The sequence below is a fragment of the Quyinboa sediminis genome, assembly GCF_042219855.1.
GTDB lineage: Bacteria > Bacteroidota > Bacteroidia > Bacteroidales > UBA5342 > JBHJHP01.
The window spans coordinates 1,129,812-1,153,927 of record NZ_JBHJHP010000001.1 but is presented as its reverse complement, the minus strand read 5'-3'; the positions used below and the strand labels follow the sequence as shown (position 1 = coordinate 1,153,927).

13 protein-coding genes are annotated in these 24,116 nt (G+C 41.6%); 6 read left to right on the top strand and 7 right to left on the bottom strand.

All coding sequences use genetic code 11. From position 1 onward, the window contains the following. Positions 1 to 73: 73 nt before the first annotated feature. The 5 genes from ACE1EF_RS04800 to araA form a co-directional block, all read right to left on the bottom strand. Positions 74 to 3,799, bottom strand: coding sequence for a PAS domain S-box protein (locus ACE1EF_RS04800; protein WP_375719484.1), 3,726 nt, complete (start codon positions 3,797 to 3,799; stop codon positions 74 to 76). 270 nt (positions 3,800 to 4,069) lie between these two features. Next, the gene (locus ACE1EF_RS04795; RefSeq protein ID WP_375719483.1) at positions 4,070 to 4,948 is read right to left on the bottom strand and encodes a tetratricopeptide repeat protein; all 879 of its coding nucleotides are present in this window, start codon (positions 4,946 to 4,948) and stop codon (positions 4,070 to 4,072) included. An 81-nt stretch (positions 4,949 to 5,029) separates the two neighbouring features. Beyond that, on the bottom strand, positions 5,030 to 5,431 hold the full coding sequence (arfB, locus tag ACE1EF_RS04790; RefSeq protein WP_375719482.1) for an alternative ribosome rescue aminoacyl-tRNA hydrolase ArfB: 402 nt from the start codon (positions 5,429 to 5,431) through the stop codon (positions 5,030 to 5,032). Positions 5,432 to 5,434: 3 nt separating this feature from the next. Then, on the bottom strand, positions 5,435 to 7,903 hold the full coding sequence (locus ACE1EF_RS04785) for a PAS domain S-box protein (protein WP_375719481.1): 2,469 nt from the start codon (positions 7,901 to 7,903) through the stop codon (positions 5,435 to 5,437). A gap of 204 nt (positions 7,904 to 8,107) precedes the next feature. Beyond that, a complete protein-coding gene (gene araA, locus ACE1EF_RS04780) occupies positions 8,108 to 9,595 on the bottom strand; it encodes an L-arabinose isomerase (RefSeq protein WP_375719480.1) in 1,488 nt (495 codons plus the stop codon). 360 nt (positions 9,596 to 9,955) lie between these two features. On the opposite strand from araA, the gene gltB reads away from it, so the two are divergent. After that, a complete protein-coding gene (gltB, locus tag ACE1EF_RS04775; RefSeq protein WP_375719479.1) occupies positions 9,956 to 14,464 on the top strand; it encodes a glutamate synthase large subunit in 4,509 nt (1,502 codons plus the stop codon). 56 nt (positions 14,465 to 14,520) lie between these two features. Next, positions 14,521 to 15,945, top strand: coding sequence for a glutamate synthase subunit beta (locus ACE1EF_RS04770; RefSeq protein WP_375719478.1), 1,425 nt, complete (start codon positions 14,521 to 14,523; stop codon positions 15,943 to 15,945). A 110-nt stretch (positions 15,946 to 16,055) separates the two neighbouring features. Here ACE1EF_RS04770 and ACE1EF_RS04765 read toward each other — a convergent pair whose 3' ends face one another. Next, complete coding sequence (locus ACE1EF_RS04765) at positions 16,056 to 17,315, bottom strand: DUF2341 domain-containing protein (RefSeq protein WP_375719477.1); 1,260 nt, start codon at positions 17,313 to 17,315, stop codon at positions 16,056 to 16,058. A 392-nt stretch (positions 17,316 to 17,707) separates the two neighbouring features. On the opposite strand from ACE1EF_RS04765, the gene ACE1EF_RS04760 reads away from it, so the two are divergent. The 4 genes from ACE1EF_RS04760 (at position 17,708) to ACE1EF_RS04745 (ending at position 23,377) form a co-directional block, all read left to right on the top strand. Then, the gene (locus ACE1EF_RS04760) at positions 17,708 to 18,580 is read left to right on the top strand and encodes an electron transfer flavoprotein subunit beta/FixA family protein (RefSeq protein WP_375719476.1); all 873 of its coding nucleotides are present in this window, start codon (positions 17,708 to 17,710) and stop codon (positions 18,578 to 18,580) included. A gap of 24 nt (positions 18,581 to 18,604) precedes the next feature. Next, positions 18,605 to 19,624: an electron transfer flavoprotein subunit alpha/FixB family protein gene (locus tag ACE1EF_RS04755; RefSeq protein ID WP_375719475.1), complete on the top strand. Its 1,020-nt coding sequence runs from the start codon at positions 18,605 to 18,607 to the stop codon at positions 19,622 to 19,624. A 24-nt stretch (positions 19,625 to 19,648) separates the two neighbouring features. Next, the gene (locus ACE1EF_RS04750) at positions 19,649 to 21,355 is read left to right on the top strand and encodes an acyl-CoA dehydrogenase family protein (RefSeq protein ID WP_375719474.1); all 1,707 of its coding nucleotides are present in this window, start codon (positions 19,649 to 19,651) and stop codon (positions 21,353 to 21,355) included. Positions 21,356 to 21,508: 153 nt separating this feature from the next. Beyond that, the gene (locus ACE1EF_RS04745; RefSeq protein WP_375719473.1) at positions 21,509 to 23,377 is read left to right on the top strand and encodes an ABC-F family ATP-binding cassette domain-containing protein; all 1,869 of its coding nucleotides are present in this window, start codon (positions 21,509 to 21,511) and stop codon (positions 23,375 to 23,377) included. Here the strand turns inward: ACE1EF_RS04745 and ACE1EF_RS04740 are convergent. After that, a complete protein-coding gene (locus ACE1EF_RS04740) occupies positions 23,371 to 24,108 on the bottom strand; it encodes an acyl-[acyl-carrier-protein] thioesterase (RefSeq protein ID WP_375719472.1) in 738 nt (245 codons plus the stop codon). The genes ACE1EF_RS04745 and ACE1EF_RS04740 overlap by 7 nt on opposite strands. Positions 24,109 to 24,116: the final 8 nt, after the last annotated feature.

Sequence of the window (24,116 nt, the reverse complement as noted above, 5' to 3'; positions counted from 1 at the left end):
CTTTTTCATGTATCTAATTAACCCTGTAATCAGAGATTGGTTCTAAAATTACTAAAGTTTTATGAAAGAAAGATCAGCCGTTGAATTTTGGAAGCGTAAAATGGAAGTTCGATCCTACATTAAGCGTACTGTCCACCCAGATAGTACCGTTGTTTTGTTCAACAAAATCCTTACAGATCACCAACCCCAGACCGGTACCTTTTTCACCGGATGTGCCTTTTCGCTGGGTTTCACTGTTTATTTTGAACAGATTTTTTGCAATCTCTTCATCCATTCCAATCCCTGAATCACTAATCGTGACTTCAACCGTATTCCCTGTGGTTTTAGCTTTGACGGAAATGGTGCCTTCATCCTGCGTAAATTTTATGGAATTGGATACCAGGTTGCGGATTACTGTCGAAATCATTTCGGCATCTGCGTAGACTATTGTATTGGCATCAACCTGGTTAATAAGGTCGATTTTTTTGTTGTTGGCCGCAGTAAACAGCAACTCAAATTCTCTTTCAACCACATCATATATATTGACACCGACAAATTTTGCCGTAATCACGCCCTGCTGGATTCTTGACCAGTGCAAAAGATTATTGATCAGGTAAACCATGGAATCCGCAGAACGGATGATGATATCCATAAACTTGGTCAGCTCCGAATCTTCATCTTCGGGAAGCTCTTCTTTTACAACTTCCGCAAATCCAACTATTCCTGTCAGTGGATTTTTAAGGTCATGGCTAATGATGGAGAAAAGCTTATCCTTGGTTGATATAAGTTGTTGTAGCTCTTTGTTTTGCTGTTCAATGAGTGTTTCTGCCTCTTTCCGTTTATCGATATTGTGAAGGACGAGGAGGATATAACTCTTGTTATTGGCTGAGATGAATGAACTGCTGATGATGACCGGAACATGATTCCCGTGTGCTTTATCCACCCAAAACTCACCATTTAAGGGTGTATTCTGTTTAATGGCATTATTGAGCTGCTTATTAAAATCATCACGAAACGGGGAAGGAATGAGTGATGAATAGTGAAAACCAACCATATCTTCTGTCACCCGGTTAAACAGTGCTTCAGATTTTTTGTTTGAAGCTGATATGATTCCGTTTTTAGCCTCAATGACCAGCATGGCATCACTGGCATTTTCTATGGTGTGATAGATGCTGTCCAGACTGTTCGTGTCTTTAAAATCGAGTGTCCGGCGTTCAAGAACAAAGGCGGCCTGCCGGAGAATGGATTCAATATCGCTTTTGTCTTCTGCCGATAATGCGGTTTTAGAGAATAAATGCAAGACGCCAAGCAGCTTGTCGCCATGATTTACTCCCATGGTATAAATATTATTTATACTCAGGATATTTTCAATCTTTCTTGCATCGGACGAAGGAAACTGTATGCCGAAATAAAGATCCAGTCCACCCTTGAATTCAATCAGTTTGCCTCGTTTATAAATTTCGTAATTAGTGGGGTAGATATTAATATTCTTGCCGTAAATATTGTATTTGGTAACCGTTCTGATTTCTTCTTCCTGTTCACTACTGATTCCCCTGATGCTTTTAACCGTTAGTTTCGTTTCACTTTGATTCGTACTGGTAAACGCTACAACGGAGTCGGGAAACTGATTCTGAAGGCTTTCTGAGATGTATTTGTAAATGGACTCCAGTTCATCGTAGTTGATAAGGTCTGCCAGTGAAAACCTTTGCTGACCTCTCTTTTCAACTTTTTCTTCAAGCGATTTCTCCAGCTCTTTTAAGGGGGTGATATCTTCATAAATACCCAAAACACCATCAAAGCCACTGTCTGATTTATGCAGGGGGATTAGCGTCGTGTTTAACCATATCGTTTTGTTTTGCTCTGAAATGTAGCTCATTTCAGCATTTATAACAGGAAGATCGTGGCTTAAAACATCTATATCCCGGCTCCTGATTTTTCTCAGATCCCTTGTCCAGCTTAAATTATCGTCCGTTTTCCCTTCAATGGATTCCGGATTTCTGAGCCCGGCCTCAGCAGCAAATCGTTTATTGCATCCTTTGTAAACGCCATTTAAATCTTTCCAGAATATACTGGCAGGTATTTCGTTTATTATGCCTGAAATCAGCTTGCTGCGCTGTTTCAGGTTCTCCCGTTCATCGTTGTTTTTTAATTCATTAAGTTTTCGGTCTGTGATATCCTCGTGTACCACCGTTATGCCTTTTACAAATCCTTCATTATCCGTTACCGGATAAATCCGGGTATTAAACCAGCGGGCTGCTTTTGTATTATACGACGCATCATACCTGTATTCCGGCACAAGGACAGATTCTCCGTCATAGGCCTTAAGTACATATTCATACAGACCTGAATTGCGTATTTCAATGCTTTTTAAAATGTTAAAAGAGTTGATTGTGGTTGACGCCGGAAATCCCCATAACTTTTCATAAGCTTTGTTGGCTGCAATCTGCAATCCTTCCCTGTTATACTGCTCTATGATATATGGTGCCTGATCAATGGCGGACATGTAAATGTTATCTTCCCCTTTATTGCGTTCAGAAAATTCTTTAAGGTCAATAATTTCCCAGATGGATTCCATGAAAGAAATTAAATCCTCAACATCTCTGTTCCCGTACTCTTTTTTTGCGTTGGTGACTGCTATTGTTGCAACAATCCGGTTATTTTTAAACACCGGAATGCTCATGTATTTCAGTGACAGGTTGTTCGATGCTGTAAAAACGTCTTTTTTATGAAGATGTATATTAAAGTCGTTGTCAATTACAGGCCTGCGTAGCAATACCAGGTCTCGCCATATTGTTTTGTCCTCCAGTAAACCAAACGTTTCCTTTTCTTCATCACTGAGTACTTCGAACCTGTCCCGCAGATTTTTTAAGACAAGAATACCCTTATTATCGTTATCAATATAGTGCAGATAACCGAATACACTTTTCGTGTTTTTCAGAACCTCGCCCAGCACATAATCAAGCAAATCTTCCATCCCTTTCGCTTTGAAAAGCGAAATGTTGATCAGAAATTTCTGACGAAGTTCATTTATATGGTTCTGTTGTTCGGTAATTTTTCTCTGTGAAATATCCCTGGCCGACAGTATGATTCTTTCTACGTGGTTTATTTCAACATATTTTGCCAATACTTCAAGCCATACCTCTTCACCTGATCGCTTTTTAATCAGGCAGTCAAATGTCTGAGGTTCATCGTCAATAATTACTTTTTTCAGGTAAGATGAAACCTTTTCCAGTGTTTTGACTGTTTTTTCTCCACAGAGGTCAAAAATGGTTTTGCCTGAAAGTTCATCCTGGGAATATCCTGAAAGTTCTTCACATGTTTTATTGACTTCTACTATTTTGTGTTCCTCTGCATCCAGAATAAATATGGCTTCCGTGCTGAAATCAAAGATCTCTTTCTGATATTGCAGTACTTCTTTTAATATCGACTTATCTTCATTGGCTTTAGTAATATCTTTCAGTGTACCGTTAACAGATATTACCTCCTTGTTCTCATTGAATACCGGGTAACCATAAACCATACAGTAAAAGAAGTCGTCTTTCCCCCTCAGGAGCTTAATTTCAGTCTCGAACGGAATGCCTTCATCAAAAGCTGAGTATAGGGCTTCTGCAAGTTTTTTTAGTTCGTTATACGTGAAATAGGCAGATTGTTCTTCAACGGTCAGGTAACGCTTGTCGACCGGAATATTCAGAATCTCAAAAAAACGGGAAGAGCATGTAAGCGAATCCAGAGCAGCACTCCATTCCCATGTTGCCAGTGGCGAATGTATTCTGCTATGCAATAAAGTAAGGCCTTTCCTAATTAAGATTCGATCCGACATTAATATCGTGGGTTAACCATTAATTAAAATTGCAAGTAGTTGTTATAAATCTACAATTCAAGCGTTAATGTAAAAATACAAATTATTAGTAACCGATTGGTCCTGTTAAAAAGGTTTAATGGATTATTAATCTATAAAATGGTATATTGATTTAATTACAATTAAATGTTAGTAAATTGTTATTTATTTTAAGCAGGCTAGGTATATTTACGTAATAGGCGATTTGTAAATTTAACATTTATATGGGTAAATGTCGCATGTTATAAAAACCTATCTGGCCAGATTCCGGTAATATTCTGCTTTTTTCTTGTTATTGAGTCTTGCATTTATATTTGCCAGGTAACCGGCATATTCTTTTTGCGGATCCACCTCATACAGTTTCTCAAAGTATTTTTTGGCAGCCTGGTAATCTTTTGTTGCAATTTTCAGCTGATCAAGAAGATAGGCGTACTGACGTCGGGTTTTACGTTTTTCATAGGCCGCCATTTCTGTTGTGTAACGTGTTTCAGCCTTTTTATAGTAATGCAGTCCTAAGGTAAAAAGTGCCGTGCTGTTTTTTTGGTCTTTTCCAAACAGTTTTACCGCATATGAGAATGCTTCTTCCGGATTTTCAAGCTGATTCTGCAGGATAACATAATCTTCCATAAGTCTTGCATCTTCTTTTTGATTTTCATCCAGATTCTTCCACAGCTTTTCTGCCTTGATCCAGTTTTCACTCTCGATATATGCATCCATCAGGTTTTTCTTAACTTCAGTCGAAAGATCGTTTTCAGGGAATTTTTCAAGGAACTTTTCCAGCGTAGAGATTTCGTACGATAGATTGTTAACTCTGCCATAGGCCTGACCCAGATTGTAGTATGTTCCGGCATCGGTATTCCCGGCTTCCACAGCACTGTTAAGATAGTTTATTGCCTTGTTATTCTGCCCTGATTTTAAAGCCAGTTCACCGGCAAAAGCATAAGTGGTATCACTGGCTGTTTTGTTTTTGGATTCGTAAAAACTAATGATTTGCTCTGTTTTATTCAATGCATCCTTTGTGTTGTTTTCTGCGGCCAGCAGATAGGCATCGTTATTAAGTTCCGAAATTTTCTTAGGCGTTCCACACGCCGAAAGCAATATAATGATGGATAGAAATACTGTATTTTTCATAATTCTTTAAATTGCGTGCAAAGGTAATAACAAACGTGAGTTTTTATAATTAATACAGAATGAATATAAGCTTAGGATGCCTTAAATATCTGGTTTCCGACGTAGTTGTTTAATTTCCGATTTTTGTTGTTTGCGTTCCAGCCGTCTGGCAATGGATAGTTTGGTAGGGGAGGTGGCTTTTCTTTTTTTGACAGGTTTTATGGCAGATTCAATTAGCCTGAAAAACCGTTCTGTAGCAGATATTTTGTTTTTAAGCTGCGATCTGGATGCCTGGGAGGTTATAATAAGTTCACCATCAGCATTAATTCTGTTCTTCAGCTTTTGAGCTATAAGTTGCTTTTCATTATCTGTAAGTCCCTGTGATGCAGAAATGTTGCATCTTAATTCAACCCTGGTGCTGACTTTGTTAACATGCTGACCGCCAGCTCCGGAACTTCTTGTAAAATGATAGTTTATTTCGTTTTCTATAACTGATCTTTTCATGGTTTACTTCTTTGCCGGAAGTGTAAAATAAAATGTACTTCCCTTCCCGAATTCAGAGGTAAGCCAGATTCTGCCTTTCATGAGTTCTGTCAGGCTTCTGCAAATAGACAATCCCAATCCTGTACCGCCATGTTGTGTGGAACTAAGTTTGTCTCCCTGGCTGAACCGGTCCCAGATACTGTCCATAAATTCATCCTTTATGCCTATTCCTGTATCAGAAACATAGAAAACCCACTTATTATCCCTTTTTTCTATCCCCAGCTCTATGGATCCTGATGTTGTAAACTTTATTGCATTGGTCAGCAGGTTTCCAAAGATCTGATGAATCCGCTGATTATCACCCATGACTTTCAGACCTGCAGCCGCCTCAGGTAACTGTAAGCTAAAATTCAGTCCTTTTGCAGTAACATTGGGTTTAAACCGTTCATAAACTTCATGAAGTAAAACATCTGCAGCATTTTCTTCAATATTCAATTCAATTTGTTCTGATTCAATCTTTGAAATATCAAGAATGTCATTCAGGATGGAGAGGAGTTGGTTACTGCTTTTTCTGATGATATTGCTGTAGGTCTGCCTGCTTTCTTCATCCAGTTCGGTATCCGTGGCCAGAATTTCAGAAAATCCAATAATGCCGTTCAGTGGTGTCCTTATTTCGTGGCTCATATTGGCCAGAAACGAAGACTTCAGCATATCGCTTTCACGGGCCTTGTTAAGGGCATATTTTAATTCTTCTTCCTGTTTAATACGCTCTGAAACATCACGTCCGATACAAACCGAATACTCCTGTTCATTGCTGCCATTGCTAATCCTTTCCAGTGATAATTCTATCCATATCTCAGACCCATCCTTTTTGCGTGCTCTGTTAATAAAGGTAGAGGAGGAAACATTGCGTTTCCTTTCGTCCATGATTCTGTTTTTAACAAATTCCACATCTTTATCATGCACAAACATAAAGATGTTTTTATTTGTAATTTCCTCATCGGTGTAGCCTAAAACATGATTCACTGACGGGCTGACATAAGTTATCAGAAAGGAAGGATCAACAATAAGAATAAAGTCAGAGGTGTTTTCGGCGATGACCTCAAAATTTTTCTGGCTTGCCCTTAATTCCTTTTCATACTGTTTGCGTTTGGTCATGTCGCGCCAAACCGTATAGATTATATCAACACCTTTCTCTTTAATCGGTGTTAGCGATAATTCTATCCATATATTGCTGCCGTCTTTTTTCTTATGAACCCATTCCGTTCTTCCATATCCTTTTTTAATAACGTCATCCAGTATTGCCTGACCTTTTGATATTGAGGATTGACCATCAGGCTGTACATCAGGAGAGAGCTGCCAGGGGAATTTCCCCAGTATATCACTTTTTGAACCATACCCCAGTATCTTAAGTGTGGCATCATTGCATTCAATAATTTTCTCACCTTCCAATATAAGAACCGGATCTTTTGATTCCTCAAATAAACGGCGGTATTTTTCTTCACTCTCTTTAAGCTCTCTGTCTATCTTAATACGTTCTGTGATATCTCTTGCAACAGCATAGATGATGCCGTCCTCGTTTACGGGTGTGGCCATCCATTCCAGGTTTCTGTATGTGCCGTTTTTACATCTGTACCTGTTTGTAAATCCATTGATAAACTTCCCTGATTTTTGCTGATCCAGTTGCAATGTACTGTCTGCGATATCTTCGGGATGGATAAGTTCAAAAAAAGTCTGTTGCAGCAGCTCTTCCGTGGAATAGCCCAGGATTCGTTCCCATGATTTGTTGATTTTGATAAACTGTCCATCCGATTTTAAAATACATGAGAGATCAGGTGTTAAGGCAAAAAAGGTTTCCAGCTCTTCCTTGGCTTCCTTTATAATAAGTTCGGCTTCTTTCTTTTCCGTTATGTCACGCCCGATACCAATAATTTCATAGACTTCATTTTGTTCATTCAGTATAGCTGTGTCTTTCCATTCCAGCCATTTCCATCCTTCAGGTGTATATACTCTTTGCTGCACGACAGCCTTATACGGAGGCTCATAAAGCTTCTCCATAGCTACAGTGGTGGCGTGCCTGTCTTCTTCGTGCACCAGGGGCATAAAGCTATGGTTCAGAAGTTCCTGTTTTGTCTTTCCGAAAAAACGGCAGTATTTCTGATTGATATATAAAAACCGGCCATTTGTGTCTACTTTGACAAGAAGGTCATCCTGGTTTTCAATCAGATGTTGGTATTCATGTTCTTTTTCTCTTATTTGTGCTTTTATTTTTTCCTGCTTTACAGATTCTCTTTTTACAAGAAAATAGATAAGCAGTGTTGTCAGGCCGACAAATATCAGCCCCTTATACGTTTGAATTGAGGGATCAGCCGACAACAGATTAACCACAAAATCGCTTCCGATAATCCATAGCATTCCCGCAATAAGAAATGTAATTCCTATTCTGATTTCAACTTTGTTTCTTCTGTTTCCGGTATGTTTAAGTTTTTTCATAACATGTAACAGGCTACGAATGTAATAAAATAATTAACAATTATTTAATATTGATAGAATTATTTTATACCAAAAGTAAAGTAATGTTTGTAGGGTTGCAAACTCAGATCATCTGCCCCTTAAATTTAAAAAAAGTTCAGGGGAATAAAAAAAATAAAACCCGGCATTGAATAGCCGGGTTATATTATTATATGGAAAAGAACCTTATTTTACGCCGTTAGCCAGTAAATAGTACATGTCATTCCAACGCAGTTCTTTTTTAAATTCTGGAATGGTTGTATTATTGTCAATTACAACGAGTTCAAGACCAGCCATTTCTGCAAAATCCTGGAAATAATCCTTATTAAGAGCCATGCTGAAACTTGTATGGTGCGCGCCACCAGCAAAAATCCATGCTGCTGCTCCGATCTCAAGATTTGGTTCTGGAATCCAGAATGCTCTTGCAACCGGGAGTTTGGGAAGCGGATTGGATTTGATACAGTTAACCGGATTAACGATTAAGCGCATTCTTCCGCCCATGTCCACAACAGAGGCATTTACACCCGGTCCTTCCGGTACGTCAAAAACCAGACGGGCAGGATCATCTTTACCCCCAATGCCTAACGGATGAACTTCGATATTTGGTTTTCCCTTAGCAATAGAAGGACAAATTTCAAGCATGTGTGAACTTAAAATTGCCGGCTGGGCAGGATCCAGATGGTAAGTGTAATCTTCCATGAATGAACAACCACCTTCAAGACCGGTAGCCATTACCTTCATGATGCGGACAAGAGCAGACTGTTTCCAGTCTCCTTCAGCACCAAATCCATAGCCCTGCTCCATTAAACGTTGTGAAGCCAGACCGGGAAGCTGTTCCATCCCGCTAAGATCTTCAAAATTTGTGGTGAAGGCCTTGTATCCGTATTTATCCAGAAATTTTTTCATTCCGAGCTCAATTTTAGCCTGGTAACGAACATTTTTGCTGGACATGTCTTCCAGATTGTATTTTTCGTTGTACTCTTTTACAAGTGTATCTATTTCATCTTCCTTAACGGTATCCATGCTTTTAACAAGTTCACCAACACCATGTGCGTTTACCTGCCATCCAAAAACCTTATTGGCTTCTACTTTATCGCCCTCGGTAACAGCTACATATCGCATGTTGTCACCAAAACGACAGATTTTTAAGTTTTTGGATTCATGATATCCAATTGCCGCACGGGTCCAGACAGCCAGTTGATCAACCACTTTTTCATCCTGCCAGTGACCTACAATTACCTTACGCTCTTTGCGCAGTCTGGTACAGATGAAACCAAATTCGCGGTCTCCGTGTGCAGACTGGTTCAGGTTCATGAAGTCCATATCAATTTCATTCCAGGGGATATCCCTGTTGAACTGTGTATGAAGGTGTACGAATGGTTTATTCAGCACACTCAGTCCGTTAATCCACATTTTAGCAGGTGAGAAGGTGTGCATCCAGGTGATTAATCCAATACAGTTTGGATTTGTATTCGCTTCAAGACAGCAGGTGTAAATCTCGTCAGGAGTTTTGAGTACCGGTTTAAATACGATTTTTACAGGAATTTTAGGATCATTGTCAAACGCTGCAGCAATCTGAGCAGAATGATCATCAACCTGTTGCAAGGTTTTAGGTCCGTATAAATGCTGGCTTCCTGTAATGAACCAAACTTCCAGACTTTTAAGATTTTCCATTTTTTAGTTTATTTAATGTTGAATACTGATTTCTGATTTCTAACAAGGAACAAAGATAATAAATTTTTTAAATGTAAATAATACACTTAAAAGTATTTGTGCTTTTTTAATCTTTGCATAAATGTTTATTTTTATAAAACTGTTCTATAATATTGTTATAAAACATATATTATAAATTTAATATTTGGAACTTATAAGCATTTAGCCTATTTTTGCGACAAACTGTCAATAAAAACGGCCAAAAACCGTTAAATTTTGATATTTTGATAAGAATTAATTTTTTATCTTTTTGAAATACACCATGTTAGGTGGCGTTCTTTAAAATGTTTTTTTTTGACTGAGTTCCTAAAAAATTAGAGTATGCAGAGTGGATTACCAAAAGCTCAGGGGTTGTACCATCCCGCTAATGAGCATGACAATTGTGGCATCGGCTTTGTGGCTCATATCAAAGGACATAAATCCCAGGAAATAATCCAGAGGGGATTAGAGGTTCTTGTGAATATGACACACAGGGGTGCAGAAAGTGCTGATAATAAATCAGGAGACGGAGCAGGTATCTTGGTGCAGGTACCACACGATTTTATCGTGTCACAGGGAATTAAAGTTCCATCACCCGGGAGATATGGAACCGGGTTAATGTTTTTACCCAACGATCCGTACGAAGCGGATAGTTGTATGGGAGTATTTAACGAAACGGCAAAGGAAGAAGGTCTTCAAATCATCGGATATCGTGATGTACCGGTAGACAGTACCGCGATAGGTGAGATTGCTATGCGCACAGAACCTAAGATTAAACAGGTTTTTGTTACAGGTAGCCTGGAACAGGATGTGCTGGAGCGTAAAATGTATGTGGTACGCAAAATAGCAGAACGGAAGATTCGTGACTCCAAGTTTCAGGAAAAGGGTAAGTTTTATTTACCCAGCTTATCAACAAAAGTATTGGTTTACAAAGGGATGTTAACACCTGAACAGGTGGGGCAGTATTATCTTGACCTGAATCATCCCAAATTTATCAGTGCCATTGCACTGGTGCATTCACGCTTTTCTACCAATACATTCCCTACTTGGGATTTGGCGCAGCCATTCCGGTTTATTGCACACAATGGTGAGATAAATACCATTCGTGGTAACCGTTTGTGGATGCAGGCTCGCGAAGCACTGCTTAAGTCTGACCTTCTGGGTGATGACCTTAAGAAAGTATTTCCGATTATTGAGCCAAGCAAGAGTGACTCCGCGTCGCTTGACAATGCTATGGAATTTCTGTTCATGGCAGGAAGGTCTTTACCGCATGCACTCAGCATGCTGATCCCGGAATCGTTCAATGAAAAGAACCCGATCCCGGATAGTCTGAAAGCATTTTATGAATACCATTCCACCTTTATGGAGGCCTGGGATGGTCCGGCTTCAATTGTATTCTCCGACGGCCGGTACATTGGTGGTACGCTCGACAGAAACGGCTTAAGGCCTTCACGTTATGTGATTACCAAAAACGATCTTATCGTCATGGGATCGGAAGTTGGTGTTCAGACTTTTCCTGCTGAAGACATCGTATATAAAGGGCGTTTGCGTCCGGGTAAGATTCTGCTGGTTGATACCCAGTTTGGTATTATTATACCTGATGAAGAGATTAAAGCAGAATTGACAAGACGTAATCCTTACCAGAACTGGTTGAAAGAGAACCGTATGGAGCTAGAAGATATTCAGGTTATCAAGCGGGTTCCTTCTCAGCTGGGAGATAAATACAAGGAATACCTCAAAGTATTCGACTATTCCAAAGAAGATGTGAAGGATATTCTTGAACCAATGGCCATCAACGGTCAGGAGCCAACCGGTTCAATGGGTAATGATACTCCACTGGCTGTATTATCACCTAATTCACACCTGTTTTTTAATTATTTTAAACAGACGTTTGCCCAGGTAACAAACCCGCCGATTGACTCAATCCGTGAGGGTCTGGTTATGTCACTGACTAATTATATTGGTTCGGTGAACCAGAACATTCTGGAGGAATCACCTGAAATTTGTAAGCTGATAAAATTTGATCAGCCGATAATTACAAATACAGACCTTGGTAAGATCAAGGATCTGAAGCATGAAGAGTTTTCACATGTCACCCTTAATATGATGTTCCCTGCAAAAGATGGGGCAAAGGGACTTGAGAAAGCGCTGGTAAAGCTTTGTAAGGATGCTGAAAAAGCGGTTGACGAAAATAAAAACTACATTATTCTTTCGGATCGCGCTATCGATCAGGATCATATTGCCATACCATCTTTGCTGGCAGTTTCGGCAATACACCATTATCTTATCCGTGCAAGAAAAAGAATGCAGACCGGTTTGATTGTTGAAACCGGTGAAGCCAGGGAAGTGAACCATTTTGCTTTGCTGCTTGCTTTTGGTGCATCAGTCATTAACCCATATGTGGCATTTGCTGTGATCTGCGATCAGTGTGAGACCGGAAAAATAAAAATGGACTATCCAAAAGCCCGTGAGAACTATATCAAGGGTATCGGTAAAGGTCTGCTGAAGATCATGTCAAAAATGGGTATTTCAACCCTGCGGTCCTACCACGGTGCACAGATGTACGAGGCTGTTGGTGTATCGCGTTCAGTGGTTGATGAATATTTCACTACAACCATGAGCCGTATTGGAGGTGTTGGACTGGAAGAGATTGCCCAGGAATCCATCATGCGCCACGATAAGGCATACGATGTAATGACACCTGATAATTTCCAGATGAATGGCGCCTATGCCTATCGCAGAAATGGAGAACATCATGCATGGAACCCCGAAACCATTGGTTTATTGCAGTGGGCGACCAGTCATAATGATTTTGAGAAATTCAAGCAATACTCAAAACTTATTGATAAGGAAAATCAATACACCTTCCTGAGAGGAGCGTTTAAAATTAAACGTAATCCGATTGACATCTCAGAAGTTGAACCGGTTACGGAGATTATGAAACGTTTCATTACCGGTGCCATGTCTTATGGCTCAATCTCGAAGGAAGCGCATGAGGCACTGGCAGTGGCCATGAATAAAATCGGTGGTAGAAGTAACACAGGTGAAGGTGGTGAAGATCCCTTACGTTTTAACACGCCTAAACGTTCTTCTATCAAACAGGTGGCATCGGGTCGTTTTGGAGTTACCAACAACTACCTTGTAAATGCTGATGAGATACAGATAAAAATTGCCCAGGGAGCAAAACCGGGTGAAGGTGGACAGTTGCCGGGGCATAAGGTAAACAAGATTATTGCCAAGACCCGTAATTCAACGCCGGGTATTACACTCATCTCGCCACCACCACATCATGATATTTATTCTATCGAAGATCTGGCTCAGCTGATTTATGACCTGAAGTCAACCAATCCTGAAGCCAAAATTTCTGTAAAGCTGGTGTCTGAAAATGGTGTGGGAACCATTGCTGCAGGTGTATCCAAGGCACATGCCGACCTGATTATTATTTCAGGTGGTGATGGTGGAACCGGAGCATCTCCTATATCCTCAATTAAACATGCAGGGATGCCTGTGGAAGTTGGTTTAGCTGAGACACAGCAGACCCTGGTGATGAATAACCTGCGTGGACGTGTGAAAATACAGAGCGACGGACAGCTCAAGAATGGTACTGACGTCATTAAGCTGGCTTTGCTGGGTGCCGAAGAATTCGGTTTTGCAACCTCCGCTTTAATTACACTCGGATGTATCATGATGCGTAAGTGTCACCTGAATACCTGTCCGGCCGGTATTGCCACACAGAATAAAGTCCTGAGAAAACGCTTTATCGGTAAATCAGAGTTTGTGGTTAACTTCTTCCATTTTATTGCCCAGGAAGTGAGAGAATATCTTGCTGATATGGGATTCCGCAAAATGGATGAAATCATCGGACGAACAGATCTGATAGAGTTGGATACAGAAAATATCGGATGGAAAGCAAAAGGTATCGATCTGAAACCGCTGCTTTACTTCCCGGAGGAAGGTAAAACTTTCGATATTCATAATACACACGATCAGGTACATAAAATAGATGATGTACTTGACAGAGAATTAATTAAGCTGGCAAATCCTGCCATCCGAAGCAAAGAGAAAGTCTGGATTGCGAAAGATATCAAAAATACCGACCGTACTGTTGGTGCCATGTTGTCTGGTGCAATCAGTAAACGCTTTGGAGAAGATGGTCTGCCGGCAAACACCATTAACTGTACTTTCACCGGTTCAGCCGGTCAGTCATTCGGTGCATTCCTGGTTAAAGGGGTGTCCTTCAGACTGGAAGGGGATACAAACGACTATATTGCCAAAGGGCTCTCGGGCGGACGTATTACCGTTGTTCCACCTTCAGGATCTAAATTTAAACCGGAGGAGAACATCATCATCGGTAACACATCACTTTACGGTGCAACATCGGGTGAAGTATATATCCGGGGTGTGGCAGGTGAACGTTTTGCCGTACGTAACTCCGGTGCACATGCTGTTGTGGAAGGCGCAGGAGATCACTGCTGTGAGTACATGACCGGCGGACGTGTTGTTGTTCTGGGTCCTACAGGCCGTAACTTTGCTGCCGGTATGAGTGGTGGTATTGCATACGTGCTGGACGAAAGAGGTGATTTTGATTTTTACTGTAACAAAGGTTTGGTTGAGATCGGACAACTGGAAGACAGAGCCGATATTACGGAACTTCAGGAAATGATCAACAATCATCTGTTGCATACCAACAGCGACAGGGCAAGAGAAATTCTGGTGAACTGGTACGAGTATCTGCCTAAGTTTGTGAAAGTGATTCCATTCGAATACAAGAAAGTGATGGAAGAGATGAAGATCAGGGAACTGAACAGAAAACTGAAGCAGACAGAGGATACACCTTCGGTTCATTATTAATAGAGTTAATAAACACAATTGATTACAAGGGCTTGACCCGAATAAAATAGTATAAGATGGGAAATCCAAAAGGTTTTATGGAAGTTGCCAAAAAAGATGGAGGATACCGACCGGTTGAGGAGCGTATAGAGGACTTCAGTGAAGTTGAACAGACGCTGAACGATGAGGATCGCAAACTCCAGGCTTCCAGATGTATGGATTGTGGTGTACCCTTTTGCCACTGGGCTTGTACTGTAGCCAGTAAAATCCCGGAATGGCAGGATGCACTTTACAGAGGAAATTATAAAGAAGCATATGAAATATTAACAGAGTCGAATGCATTTCCTGAATTTACAGGACGTATCTGTCCGGCTTTGTGCGAGAAATCATGTGTATTGAATATTCATAACGAATCGGTGACTATTCGTGAAAACGAGTGCTCGGTTGCTGAGAAAGCATTTGCACTCGGCTATGTGGTGCCGAAGCCACCAAAGGTGAGAACCGGTAAAAAAGTGGCCGTTATCGGTAGCGGACCGGCAGGTCTGTCTGCTGCTGAGCGACTGAATGCCTGGGGACACTCAGTGACCGTTTTTGAAAAAGACGACGCCATCGGAGGTCTTTTGCGTTACGGTATTCCGGATTTTAAACTGAGTAAGAAAGTTATTGACCGGCGCCTTGAGGTTCTGGTGGACGAAGGTATTGAATTTAAAACCAATACCAATGTAGGCGTGGATATTACCGGCGAACAACTGCTGAAAGAATATGATGCAGTCGTTTTGGCTATCGGTGCAATGAAACCAAGAGATCTGCCTGTGGAAGGACGTGATCTGGAAGGGATTCACTACGCCATGGACTTTCTGAAACAGCAGAACAAAGTCAACAGAGGTCAGAAATATGCAGCTAAAGAGCGTATTCTGGCAGAAAGTAAAAATGTGCTGGTCATTGGTGGTGGCGACACCGGTAGCGACTGTGTGGGTACTTCTATCCGCCAGAAAGCAAAAGCGGTTCGTCAGATCGAAATTATGCCGAAACCACCAACAAAGCGTGCATTTGGCAATCCATGGCCTTACTGGCCGAATGTGATAAAGACTTCTTCATCGCACGAAGAAGGTTGCGAGCGTGAGTGGGCATTAGCTACCAAGCGTTTTATAGGAGAAAACGGTAAGGTAAAACAGGCCGAGGTAGTTACCGTGGAGTGGCGTAAAAACGCTGATGGTCGCATGGAAATGGTTGAGATAACCGGATCGAACAAAATAATTGATTGTGATCTGGTATTGCTTTCCATGGGATTTGTACACTGCGTACACGAAGGACTTGTAAATGAACTGGGCCTTGAACTCGATGGCAGAGGTAACATTAAGGTGAATGATAGCAGACAATCCATTAGTAATGATAAAGTGTTTGCCTCAGGTGATGCTGCTATGGGTGCCAGTCTGGTAGTTCGCGCCATAGAAGATGCCCGGCAGATGGCTGCAAAGGTTCATCAGTTTCTGAACGTATAATTTAGCGATTTTTCAAACGATAAAAAGAGCTGTTGCCGGTTTTCCGGTAGCAGCTCTTTTGCTTTTTAATTAATCCGGTGAAATACCCGTCACCGGTTCAGTATATGATGTTATTTTTCAATGCTGAATTTTGAATAGTTTACCTGCCGATCCGGGTAGTCTGCTTTAAGTACATATTGTCCTGAATTCAGGTGCTGAACATGGAGAACAGGAATGAAATCTGAACTGTAAACCAGCTTTCCTGAAATATCAAATATTGTAATTCTGGTCGGTCTTTCAATACCTTCAGTGAAGTTCAGTATGCCCTTTCCGGGATTCGGATAAATTAGTGGTTTATTCTCTTCTGAAATGTTTTTTGTGGATGTTGCCAGATATTCTTCATCGTTCCATGCAATTAGCGGATAAGCGCCTGGTGACGTTCTGATGCCCACAAAATCCATATCAATATCTACACCAAAGGAAGAAAAGAACGGGCGCATCACATACATATCTAAAAAGCTGACCTGAAATGTATCCCTGTTTTCATCACCGGTATTAAAATTCTTAAAGTGGGTAACCTGCGCTTTGTTTTGCTCGTCCACATAAGCCGAAATACTGACAATATTAGGTATATCCCTTGGTGTTTTAACAAAAGGGTAGGTCTTACCATCCGAAGTGCCGCCATTTATGGTATCCTTCAGGGTAGCTACAATATCAAGGGTATCATAAGATCTGGCTCCGGATTTATATCTGAATCCAAACCGGTTCAGGCCGGCTGTATCAGCTATTCCAAAAAACTTGGAGTTGCTGGCAGAGGCTGTGAAATCGAACGTGAGTTTTCCTTCAAAATAGGCTTTTGTGGTAACGTATAAAAACATGTTGCCGTTGCCGTAAGCGCCATTGTAGGTCATCTTACCGTCAGCCTCAGTCCATTTGGTATACTGCCCGACTGTAGTCCATCTGTCCGTGCCGAGTTCTCCATCTTCAAAATCATCAAAAAATAGATCAAAGACTGAGGGCCCGTCAATTTTGCTGGCTGTTTCACTGCTTTTACCATAATACACAGTCAGGGTTAAACCCTCTTCTGTTATGTCAGGAACCCTTACATACAATACGTTATTTTCATAATCAGGTATACCCTGTACAAAAAAGGGCAGTTCGTTACACGACGCATCGGTGACCCGGATATCGGTTCCGTCCGCCATAAGCTTGCCGGCATCATACAATTCTTTGGTTTGCCACGGTATAGCTACAGTGTGAGCCGAAATTGTTGTTACGTCCGTTTCTGATGTCAGGCTGACAGTCCGCTTAAATTTGTAATCCGTAAAGCAATCCTGAGCAGACAGAGCCATAGGCATAGCCAGAAGGAAATAAAGGAATGGTGTTTTCATGTGCAAAACGCTTTTTCAGGTTAATAATTCAATGGAGGAGAGTTATGAATGCAAGCCCTGAAAAGGTAAATCATAACAAATTTAGATTAAATAAAAATAATAATCAAATTTCATACTGTTTCGCATAGCGTATAATTTTATTAACTAAAGAACCAAAAGTAACCGGATCACTTTATATCAGCAGCCTATCTTTAAACAGAATTAATATAAACTACGTTTGCAAAACCCCAAAGAATGAATGGACTCGTAGTGTAAGAGATAGATATTCAGATAATTATATAGGTAGTATGCTTTTTATGCTAAAGAACATATTCGGTGGATTCCCGGGATAGCTTGCTTAACATGGGTTGGCGACTATTTTTGTGTGTTGTTTTTTAAAAAACTGATACATTATGGGTTTAAAAATTCTCGTATTGGCAAAACAGGTTCCCGATACCAGAAATGTTGGGAAAGATGCCATGAAAGCAGATGGTACCGTAAACAGGGCCGCTCTGCCAGCCATCTTCAATCCTGAAGATTTGAATGCACTCGAACAGGCGCTACGATTAAAAGATAAGTATGCCGGAGCCACAGTTTCCATCCTGACGATGGGACCGGGCCGTGCTTCTGAAATTATCCGTGAAGGTTTATACCGGGGTGCGGACAATGGTTTTCTGTTGACAGACCGTGCCTTTGCCGGTTCTGACACCTTGGCCACCTCTTATGCACTGGCCAGAACCATAGAGAAAATCGGGCCGTTTGATCTGATTGTTGCGGGACGTCAGGCTATTGATGGTGATACTGCACAGGTGGGGCCGCAGGTGGCTGAAAAGCTAGGCATTCCACAGGTAACCTATTCAGAGGAGATTTTATCTGCCGAAAAGGGCAAGGTTGTGGTTAAACGCCGTTTAGAGCGTGGTGTTGAAACCGTTGAAGGGCCGCTGCCGATTGTTGTGACCGTTAACAGTTCAGCAGCTGCATGCCGTCCGAGAAATGCCCGTTTATTAATGAAATATAAGCATGCCAAGACAGTTACCGAACGGGTAGACGAGAATGAAGATTACATGGTTATGTACAGCGAAAGACCTTACCTTAATATTCAGGAGGTGACGGCCGCTGATATCAAAGCCGAATCGGAACAACTTGGTTTATCCGGATCACCAACAAAGGTGAAAGCAATAGAGAACATTGTATTTCAGGCTAAAGAATCTAAGATCCTTACTTCGAACGATGAAGATATCGAAGATCTGATGAAGGAACTGATTCTGAATCATACCATAGGTTAAACCTCATCAGTAAAAGAAAGGATTATGAATAACGTTTTTGTATATCTGGAAATAGAAGATGGTCACGTGGCTGATGTCAGCCTTGAATTACTGACCAAGGGACGTACGCTCGCCAATGAACTGAACTGTAAACTCGAAGCTGTTGCATTGGGATCAAAGCTGGAAAATATAGGTAAATATGTGTTTAAATATGGTGTGGATGTACTGCACGTTGGTGATGATCCGCGATTAAGTCCGTACACTACTTTACCGCATTCTAAAATATTGATTGAACTGTTTAAGGAAGAAAAGCCACAGATTGGCCTTATGGGTGCATCAAGTGTGGGACGCGATCTTGGACCTCGTGTTTCTTCGGCCTTACACAGTGGTTTAACCGCAGATTGTACTTCCCTGGAAATTGGTCCTCATGTGGATAAAAAGGCAGGTAAAACGTATGAAAACCTGCTGTATCAGATTCGTCCGGCTTTTGGTGGAAATATCGTGGCAACCATTATCAATCCTGACTGCAGACCACAAATGGCTACAGTTCGCGAAGGGGTGATGAAAAAAGAAATCGTTTCTGACATTTATAAAGGAAAGACCCAGAAGATTGATGTGGATAAAATGCTTTCAGAGGAAGATCTGGTGGTGAAAATCATTGAGCGCCACATGGAGAAATCCAAAGTGAACATCAAGAATTCATCCATTATCGTATCCGGTGGTTATGGGGTCGGTTCAAAGGAGAATTTCGATCTGTTGTTTGAACTGGCTTCTGTTCTTGGTGCTGAGGTTGGCGCATCCAGAGCGGCTGTTGATGCCGGCTTCTGCGAAAAGGACCGACAGATCGGGCAGACCGGTGTTACCGTAAGACCCAAGCTGTATATTGCCTGCGGTATTTCGGGTCAGATTCAGCATGTGGCCGGAATGGAAGAGAGTGCCATGATTATTTCAATTAATAATGATCCGAATGCACCAATCAATCGCATTGCCGATTATGCCATTCACGGGAACCTGGAGAACATCATCCCGAAAATGATCAAATACTACAAACAAAACACCAAGTAAGGTTTAATCTTAAATTTAGAAACAATGGCTAATTATTATACAGATAACCCCGATTTAAGGTTTCATCTCGACCATCCGCTGATGAAAAAGATTGTGGCGTTAAAAGAGAGAAATTTTACTGAAAAAGATAAGTTCGATTATGCCCCGATAGATTTCGAGGATGCCATGAACAGCTATGATGAGGTGCTGAAAATTGTAGGGGAGATCAGTGGGGATATCATTGCAGAGAATGCAGAATCGGTTGATGCCGAAGGTCCCAAACTCATTGATCATGGTGTGCAGTACGCCAAGGGAACTGCTGAAAATATTGACGCCCTGGTTAAAGCTGGACTGATGGGGATTACCTTGCCGCGTCAGTATAACGGACTGAATTTCCCGATTGTACCATACATTATGGCCGCAGATATCGTATCGCGTGCTGATGCCGGTTTTGTAAATATCTGGGGATTGCAGGACTGTGCTGAAACCATAAATGAGTTTGCGTCTGAGGAACAGAAGGAAAGATATCTGCCCCGTGTTTGTGCAGGAGAAACCATGGCTATGGACCTGACTGAGCCGGATGCCGGTTCTGACCTTCAGGCTGTGATGCTGAAAGCGACTTACAATGAAAAGAAAGACGAGTGGATTCTGAATGGCGTAAAACGCTTCATCACAAATGGTGATGGCGATATTTCACTTGTGCTTGCCCGTTCCGAGGAAGGAACAACAGACGGTCGTGGATTGTCCATGTTTATATACGATAAAAATGATGGTGGTGTTTCTGTGCGCCGCATCGAAAATAAGATGGGGATTAAAGGGTCGCCAACCTGTGAACTGGTATTTAAAAATGCCAAAGCAGAACTGGTTGGATCACGTCGCCTGGGTCTCATAAAATATGTAATGGCCCTTATGAATGGTGCCCGTCTGGGTATTGCTGCCCAGTCGGTAGGTGTATCAGAAGCCGCATATCAGGAAGCACTGGCTTATGCCAAGGAACGTCAGCAGTTTGATAAGGCGATTCTGGATTTTCCGGCAGTATACGAGATGCTGTCCATTATGAAAGCCAAACTGGATGCCTCCAGAACACTGTTATATGAAACATCGCGTTTTGTGGATATTTACAAAACATATATGCACATTGCCGAAGAGCGTTCACTGGAAAAAGATGAGCGTGCGGAAATGAAGAAATATCAGAAACTGGCCGATATGTTTACACCACTGGCAAAAGGATTGTCCAGTGAGTTCTGTAACCAGAATGCGTATGATGCCGTGCAGATTCATGGTGGATCCGGTTTTATGAAAGATTATCCGGTAGAACGGATTTACCGTGATGCCCGTATCACTTCTATTTACGAGGGAACGACACAGCTGCAGGTGGTGGCTGCCATCCGTGGTGTAACAACACATGGTCTGCTGGCACAGATGCGGGAATACGAGATGCAGGACCTGGTGCCTGAGTTGCATCCGATGCGCCGAACACTGATCGGTATGACAGAGGAATACGAAAAAACTGTTAACAAGGTACAGGCATTGAAAGATAATGAATACCTTGATTTCCAGGCTCGTCGTCTGGTTGAAATGGCTGGTAATATTATTATGAGTTACTTACTTGTACTGGATACCAACCGCGATGACCGTTTCAGAAGGTCTGCCCAGGTATTCCTGCAGTTTGCGAAATCTGAAAACCACAAACATGCTGATTTCATTGAAAACTTCAGCATCGATCAGATGAGCAATTATAAGTTTGCTTAATTGAGAAAAATTTTCAAGTCTATAGCCCGGCTAAGTTTAGCCGGGTTTTTTGTTTTCTTTGGTACTGAATTAAATGAAATAATAAATGTTAGGGACACCCGAATCGGATGTCCCTAACATTTATTTTGTTTCTTTGCACCATAAAATTTTAAGATGGGAGCACTGTTAGAAGTAAAGGATTTAAGCAAGTACTGGGGCGAGATATTAATGTTTGATGCCATTAATTTTACCATTGCAGATAACAGCCGCATGGCACTGATAGCACGTAATGGTACAGGCAAAACATCCTTGCTGAACATTATTACCGGTCTTGACATTGCGGATGGTGGCACAGTAAATGTGTTGCCGGATGTGACCATCGGCTACCTGAAACAGGATATAGAATTTGATCCGGAACTGACCGTTGTGGATACTCTGTTTGATGTCAGCAACAAAACAGCGGCAATTGTCAGGGATTATGAAGAGGCTGTAGAAAGCAATGATCCTGACCGTATTCAGAAAGCCATTGATGCCATGGATGTGGCCAAAGCCTGGGACTATGAAGTCAGGATAAAACAGGTGTTGACCAAACTGAAGATACCACGTTTTGAGCAGAAAGTGGGACAACTTTCAGGAGGCCAGAAAAAACGACTGGCACTTGCCGTAATTCTGATCAGTGAACCTGATCTGATGATCCTGGATGAACCGACCAACCATCTGGACCTGGATATGATTGAGTGGCTGGAGGAATACCTTCAACGGATGTCTGCAGCGCTGTTTATGGTGACGCACGACCGCTATTTTCTGGATCGTGTCTGCAACCAGATCATTGAACTGGAGGATCAGACCATTTATACCTACCAGGGCAACTACAGTTATTTTCTTAAGAAAAGGGAAGAGCGCATAGAGGTGATGAAGGCCGAAGTGGAGAAAGCCCAGAACCTGTTGCGCACGGAGCAGGACTGGATGAACCGGATGCCAAAAGCCCGTAGCCATAAAGCCAAATACAGGATAGATAATTACTATAACCTGAAGGATAAAGCTTCGCAGCGGTTCAACGAGGATCAGGTGGATATCCGGGTGAAATCATCCCGTATGGGTAAGAAGATCATCGAACTGAAGCATATCGATAAATCATTCGGTAATCTTACGATTCTGGACGATTTCTCCTATACATTTTCACGGTTCGAAAAACTGGGAATAGTAGGAGAGAACGGGACAGGAAAATCGACTTTTCTGAATATTCTTACAGGAGCCTTGAAAGCGGATTCCGGTACCATCGATACCGGTGAGACCGTTAATATCGGCTATTTCAGGCAGGATGGGATGGACTTTAGTTCCGGTAAAAAGGTGATTGAGGTGATCACGGATATTTCAGAGCACATTGAACTTGGTGACGGGCATAAGGTCACTCCGGCGCAATATCTGAACCATTTCCTGTTTCCAAACTCTATGCACCACGTGTTGGTTGAAAAGCTGAGCGGTGGGGAAAAACGCCGCTTGTACCTGATGACGGTGCTGATGAAGAATCCGAATTTTCTGATTCTGGATGAACCGACTAACGATCTCGATATCATGACGCTGGGCATCCTGGAGAGTTATCTGCAGGAGTTTCAGGGTTCACTGATTGTGGTGTCGCACGATCGCTTTTTTATGGACAGCGTGGTGGATCATCTGTTTGTTTTTGAAGGAAATGCCGTTGTCAGGGATTTTCCCGGGAACTATACGGAATTTCGTCTGAAAATAAAGGAAGAACAGCGACAGGAACAACAGGAAGAACAGAAACAAAAACAGTCGGATAAAAAGCCGGAACCTAAAAAAGCAACCAACAAGCTGACGTGGAAGGAACGTAAGGAGATGGAGGCGCTTGAACAAAAAATCAGTGTGCTTGAAACTGAAAAAACAGAGATTGAATCGGCCCTGAGTTCAGGAAATTTAAGCAATGACGAGTTGATGGATAAATCGAACCGGATTCAAACCATCATGGATGAACTGGATGAGACAGAGATGCGCTGGCTTGAACTGAGCGAGAAGGATCAGTAAACAATTTCGCCCCTGAAACTTACTGCCCCGGTATCCGTATTCAGTAATTCGAAGCCATGGTAGTTATCTGAAATAAAGCGTTTCATCTCAAGCCTGGATCCAAACATTACTTCTCTCATGAAATTTACAGTTATTTCTTTTGGCTGGTTTTTGAGGATAAAGGCTTCCGTATAGGTGTCGAACATGAATTCCAGATAACGAAGGGTGGTTAAATGATGATTCATATCTACATCGGAGTACCTGACAATGTAAGTTGTAACGGATTCCGGTTCACCGGAAAAGGATAAGGCCGGAATTGTTTCGTTCACCGCATGTTTGTCTTTTAGTTTATATAATAACTCTTCATCTTTCAGGTGAACTTTCGGTCTTTTGGATTTTGCATCAATGATCATCCATGTACTTGTGATGGATGCAACGGCTGTATTATTTCCATCTTTTATTTCGGCATCTCTGATATACTGTATCCTGTCCATGCCTTTGGGCCAGGTTTCCAGTTGTAATTCACCAGGCCAGGTTGGTACAGAATGGATAATAAATTTTAAACGGGTTAAAACCCATGCTAACCCTAAAGGTGTCAGATGGCTGAATCCAAGGTTTAAAGCCTCGGCATGATTCCAGGCAGCTTCAATATAATAGTTGATAAGCGAACTTGCTTTTAAACGACAACGAAAATCGGCATCCTTGGGATTGATGGTAAACTGTTTTTTAAGAATTTGTAAAGTGGAATCCATTTGGTTAT

What these genes read in the sequence shown, in the direction of transcription:
- ACE1EF_RS04800 (WP_375719484.1), bottom strand. Translation starts at nt 3,799, where the DNA reads ATGTCGGATCGAATCTTAATTAGGAAAGGCCTTACTTTATTGCATAGC.
- ACE1EF_RS04795 (WP_375719483.1), bottom strand. Translation starts at nt 4,948, where the DNA reads ATGAAAAATACAGTATTTCTATCCATCATTATATTGCTTTCGGCGTGT.
- arfB (WP_375719482.1), bottom strand. Translation starts at nt 5,431, where the DNA reads ATGAAAAGATCAGTTATAGAAAACGAAATAAACTATCATTTTACAAGA.
- ACE1EF_RS04785 (WP_375719481.1), bottom strand. Translation starts at nt 7,903, where the DNA reads ATGAAAAAACTTAAACATACCGGAAACAGAAGAAACAAAGTTGAAATC.
- araA (WP_375719480.1), bottom strand. Translation starts at nt 9,595, where the DNA reads ATGGAAAATCTTAAAAGTCTGGAAGTTTGGTTCATTACAGGAAGCCAG.
- gltB (WP_375719479.1), top strand. Translation starts at nt 9,956, where the DNA reads ATGCAGAGTGGATTACCAAAAGCTCAGGGGTTGTACCATCCCGCTAAT.
- ACE1EF_RS04770 (WP_375719478.1), top strand. Translation starts at nt 14,521, where the DNA reads ATGGGAAATCCAAAAGGTTTTATGGAAGTTGCCAAAAAAGATGGAGGA.
- ACE1EF_RS04765 (WP_375719477.1), bottom strand. Translation starts at nt 17,315, where the DNA reads ATGAAAACACCATTCCTTTATTTCCTTCTGGCTATGCCTATGGCTCTG.
- ACE1EF_RS04760 (WP_375719476.1), top strand. Translation starts at nt 17,708, where the DNA reads ATGGGTTTAAAAATTCTCGTATTGGCAAAACAGGTTCCCGATACCAGA.
- ACE1EF_RS04755 (WP_375719475.1), top strand. Translation starts at nt 18,605, where the DNA reads ATGAATAACGTTTTTGTATATCTGGAAATAGAAGATGGTCACGTGGCT.
- ACE1EF_RS04750 (WP_375719474.1), top strand. Translation starts at nt 19,649, where the DNA reads ATGGCTAATTATTATACAGATAACCCCGATTTAAGGTTTCATCTCGAC.
- ACE1EF_RS04745 (WP_375719473.1), top strand. Translation starts at nt 21,509, where the DNA reads ATGGGAGCACTGTTAGAAGTAAAGGATTTAAGCAAGTACTGGGGCGAG.
- ACE1EF_RS04740 (WP_375719472.1), bottom strand. Translation starts at nt 24,108, where the DNA reads ATGGATTCCACTTTACAAATTCTTAAAAAACAGTTTACCATCAATCCC.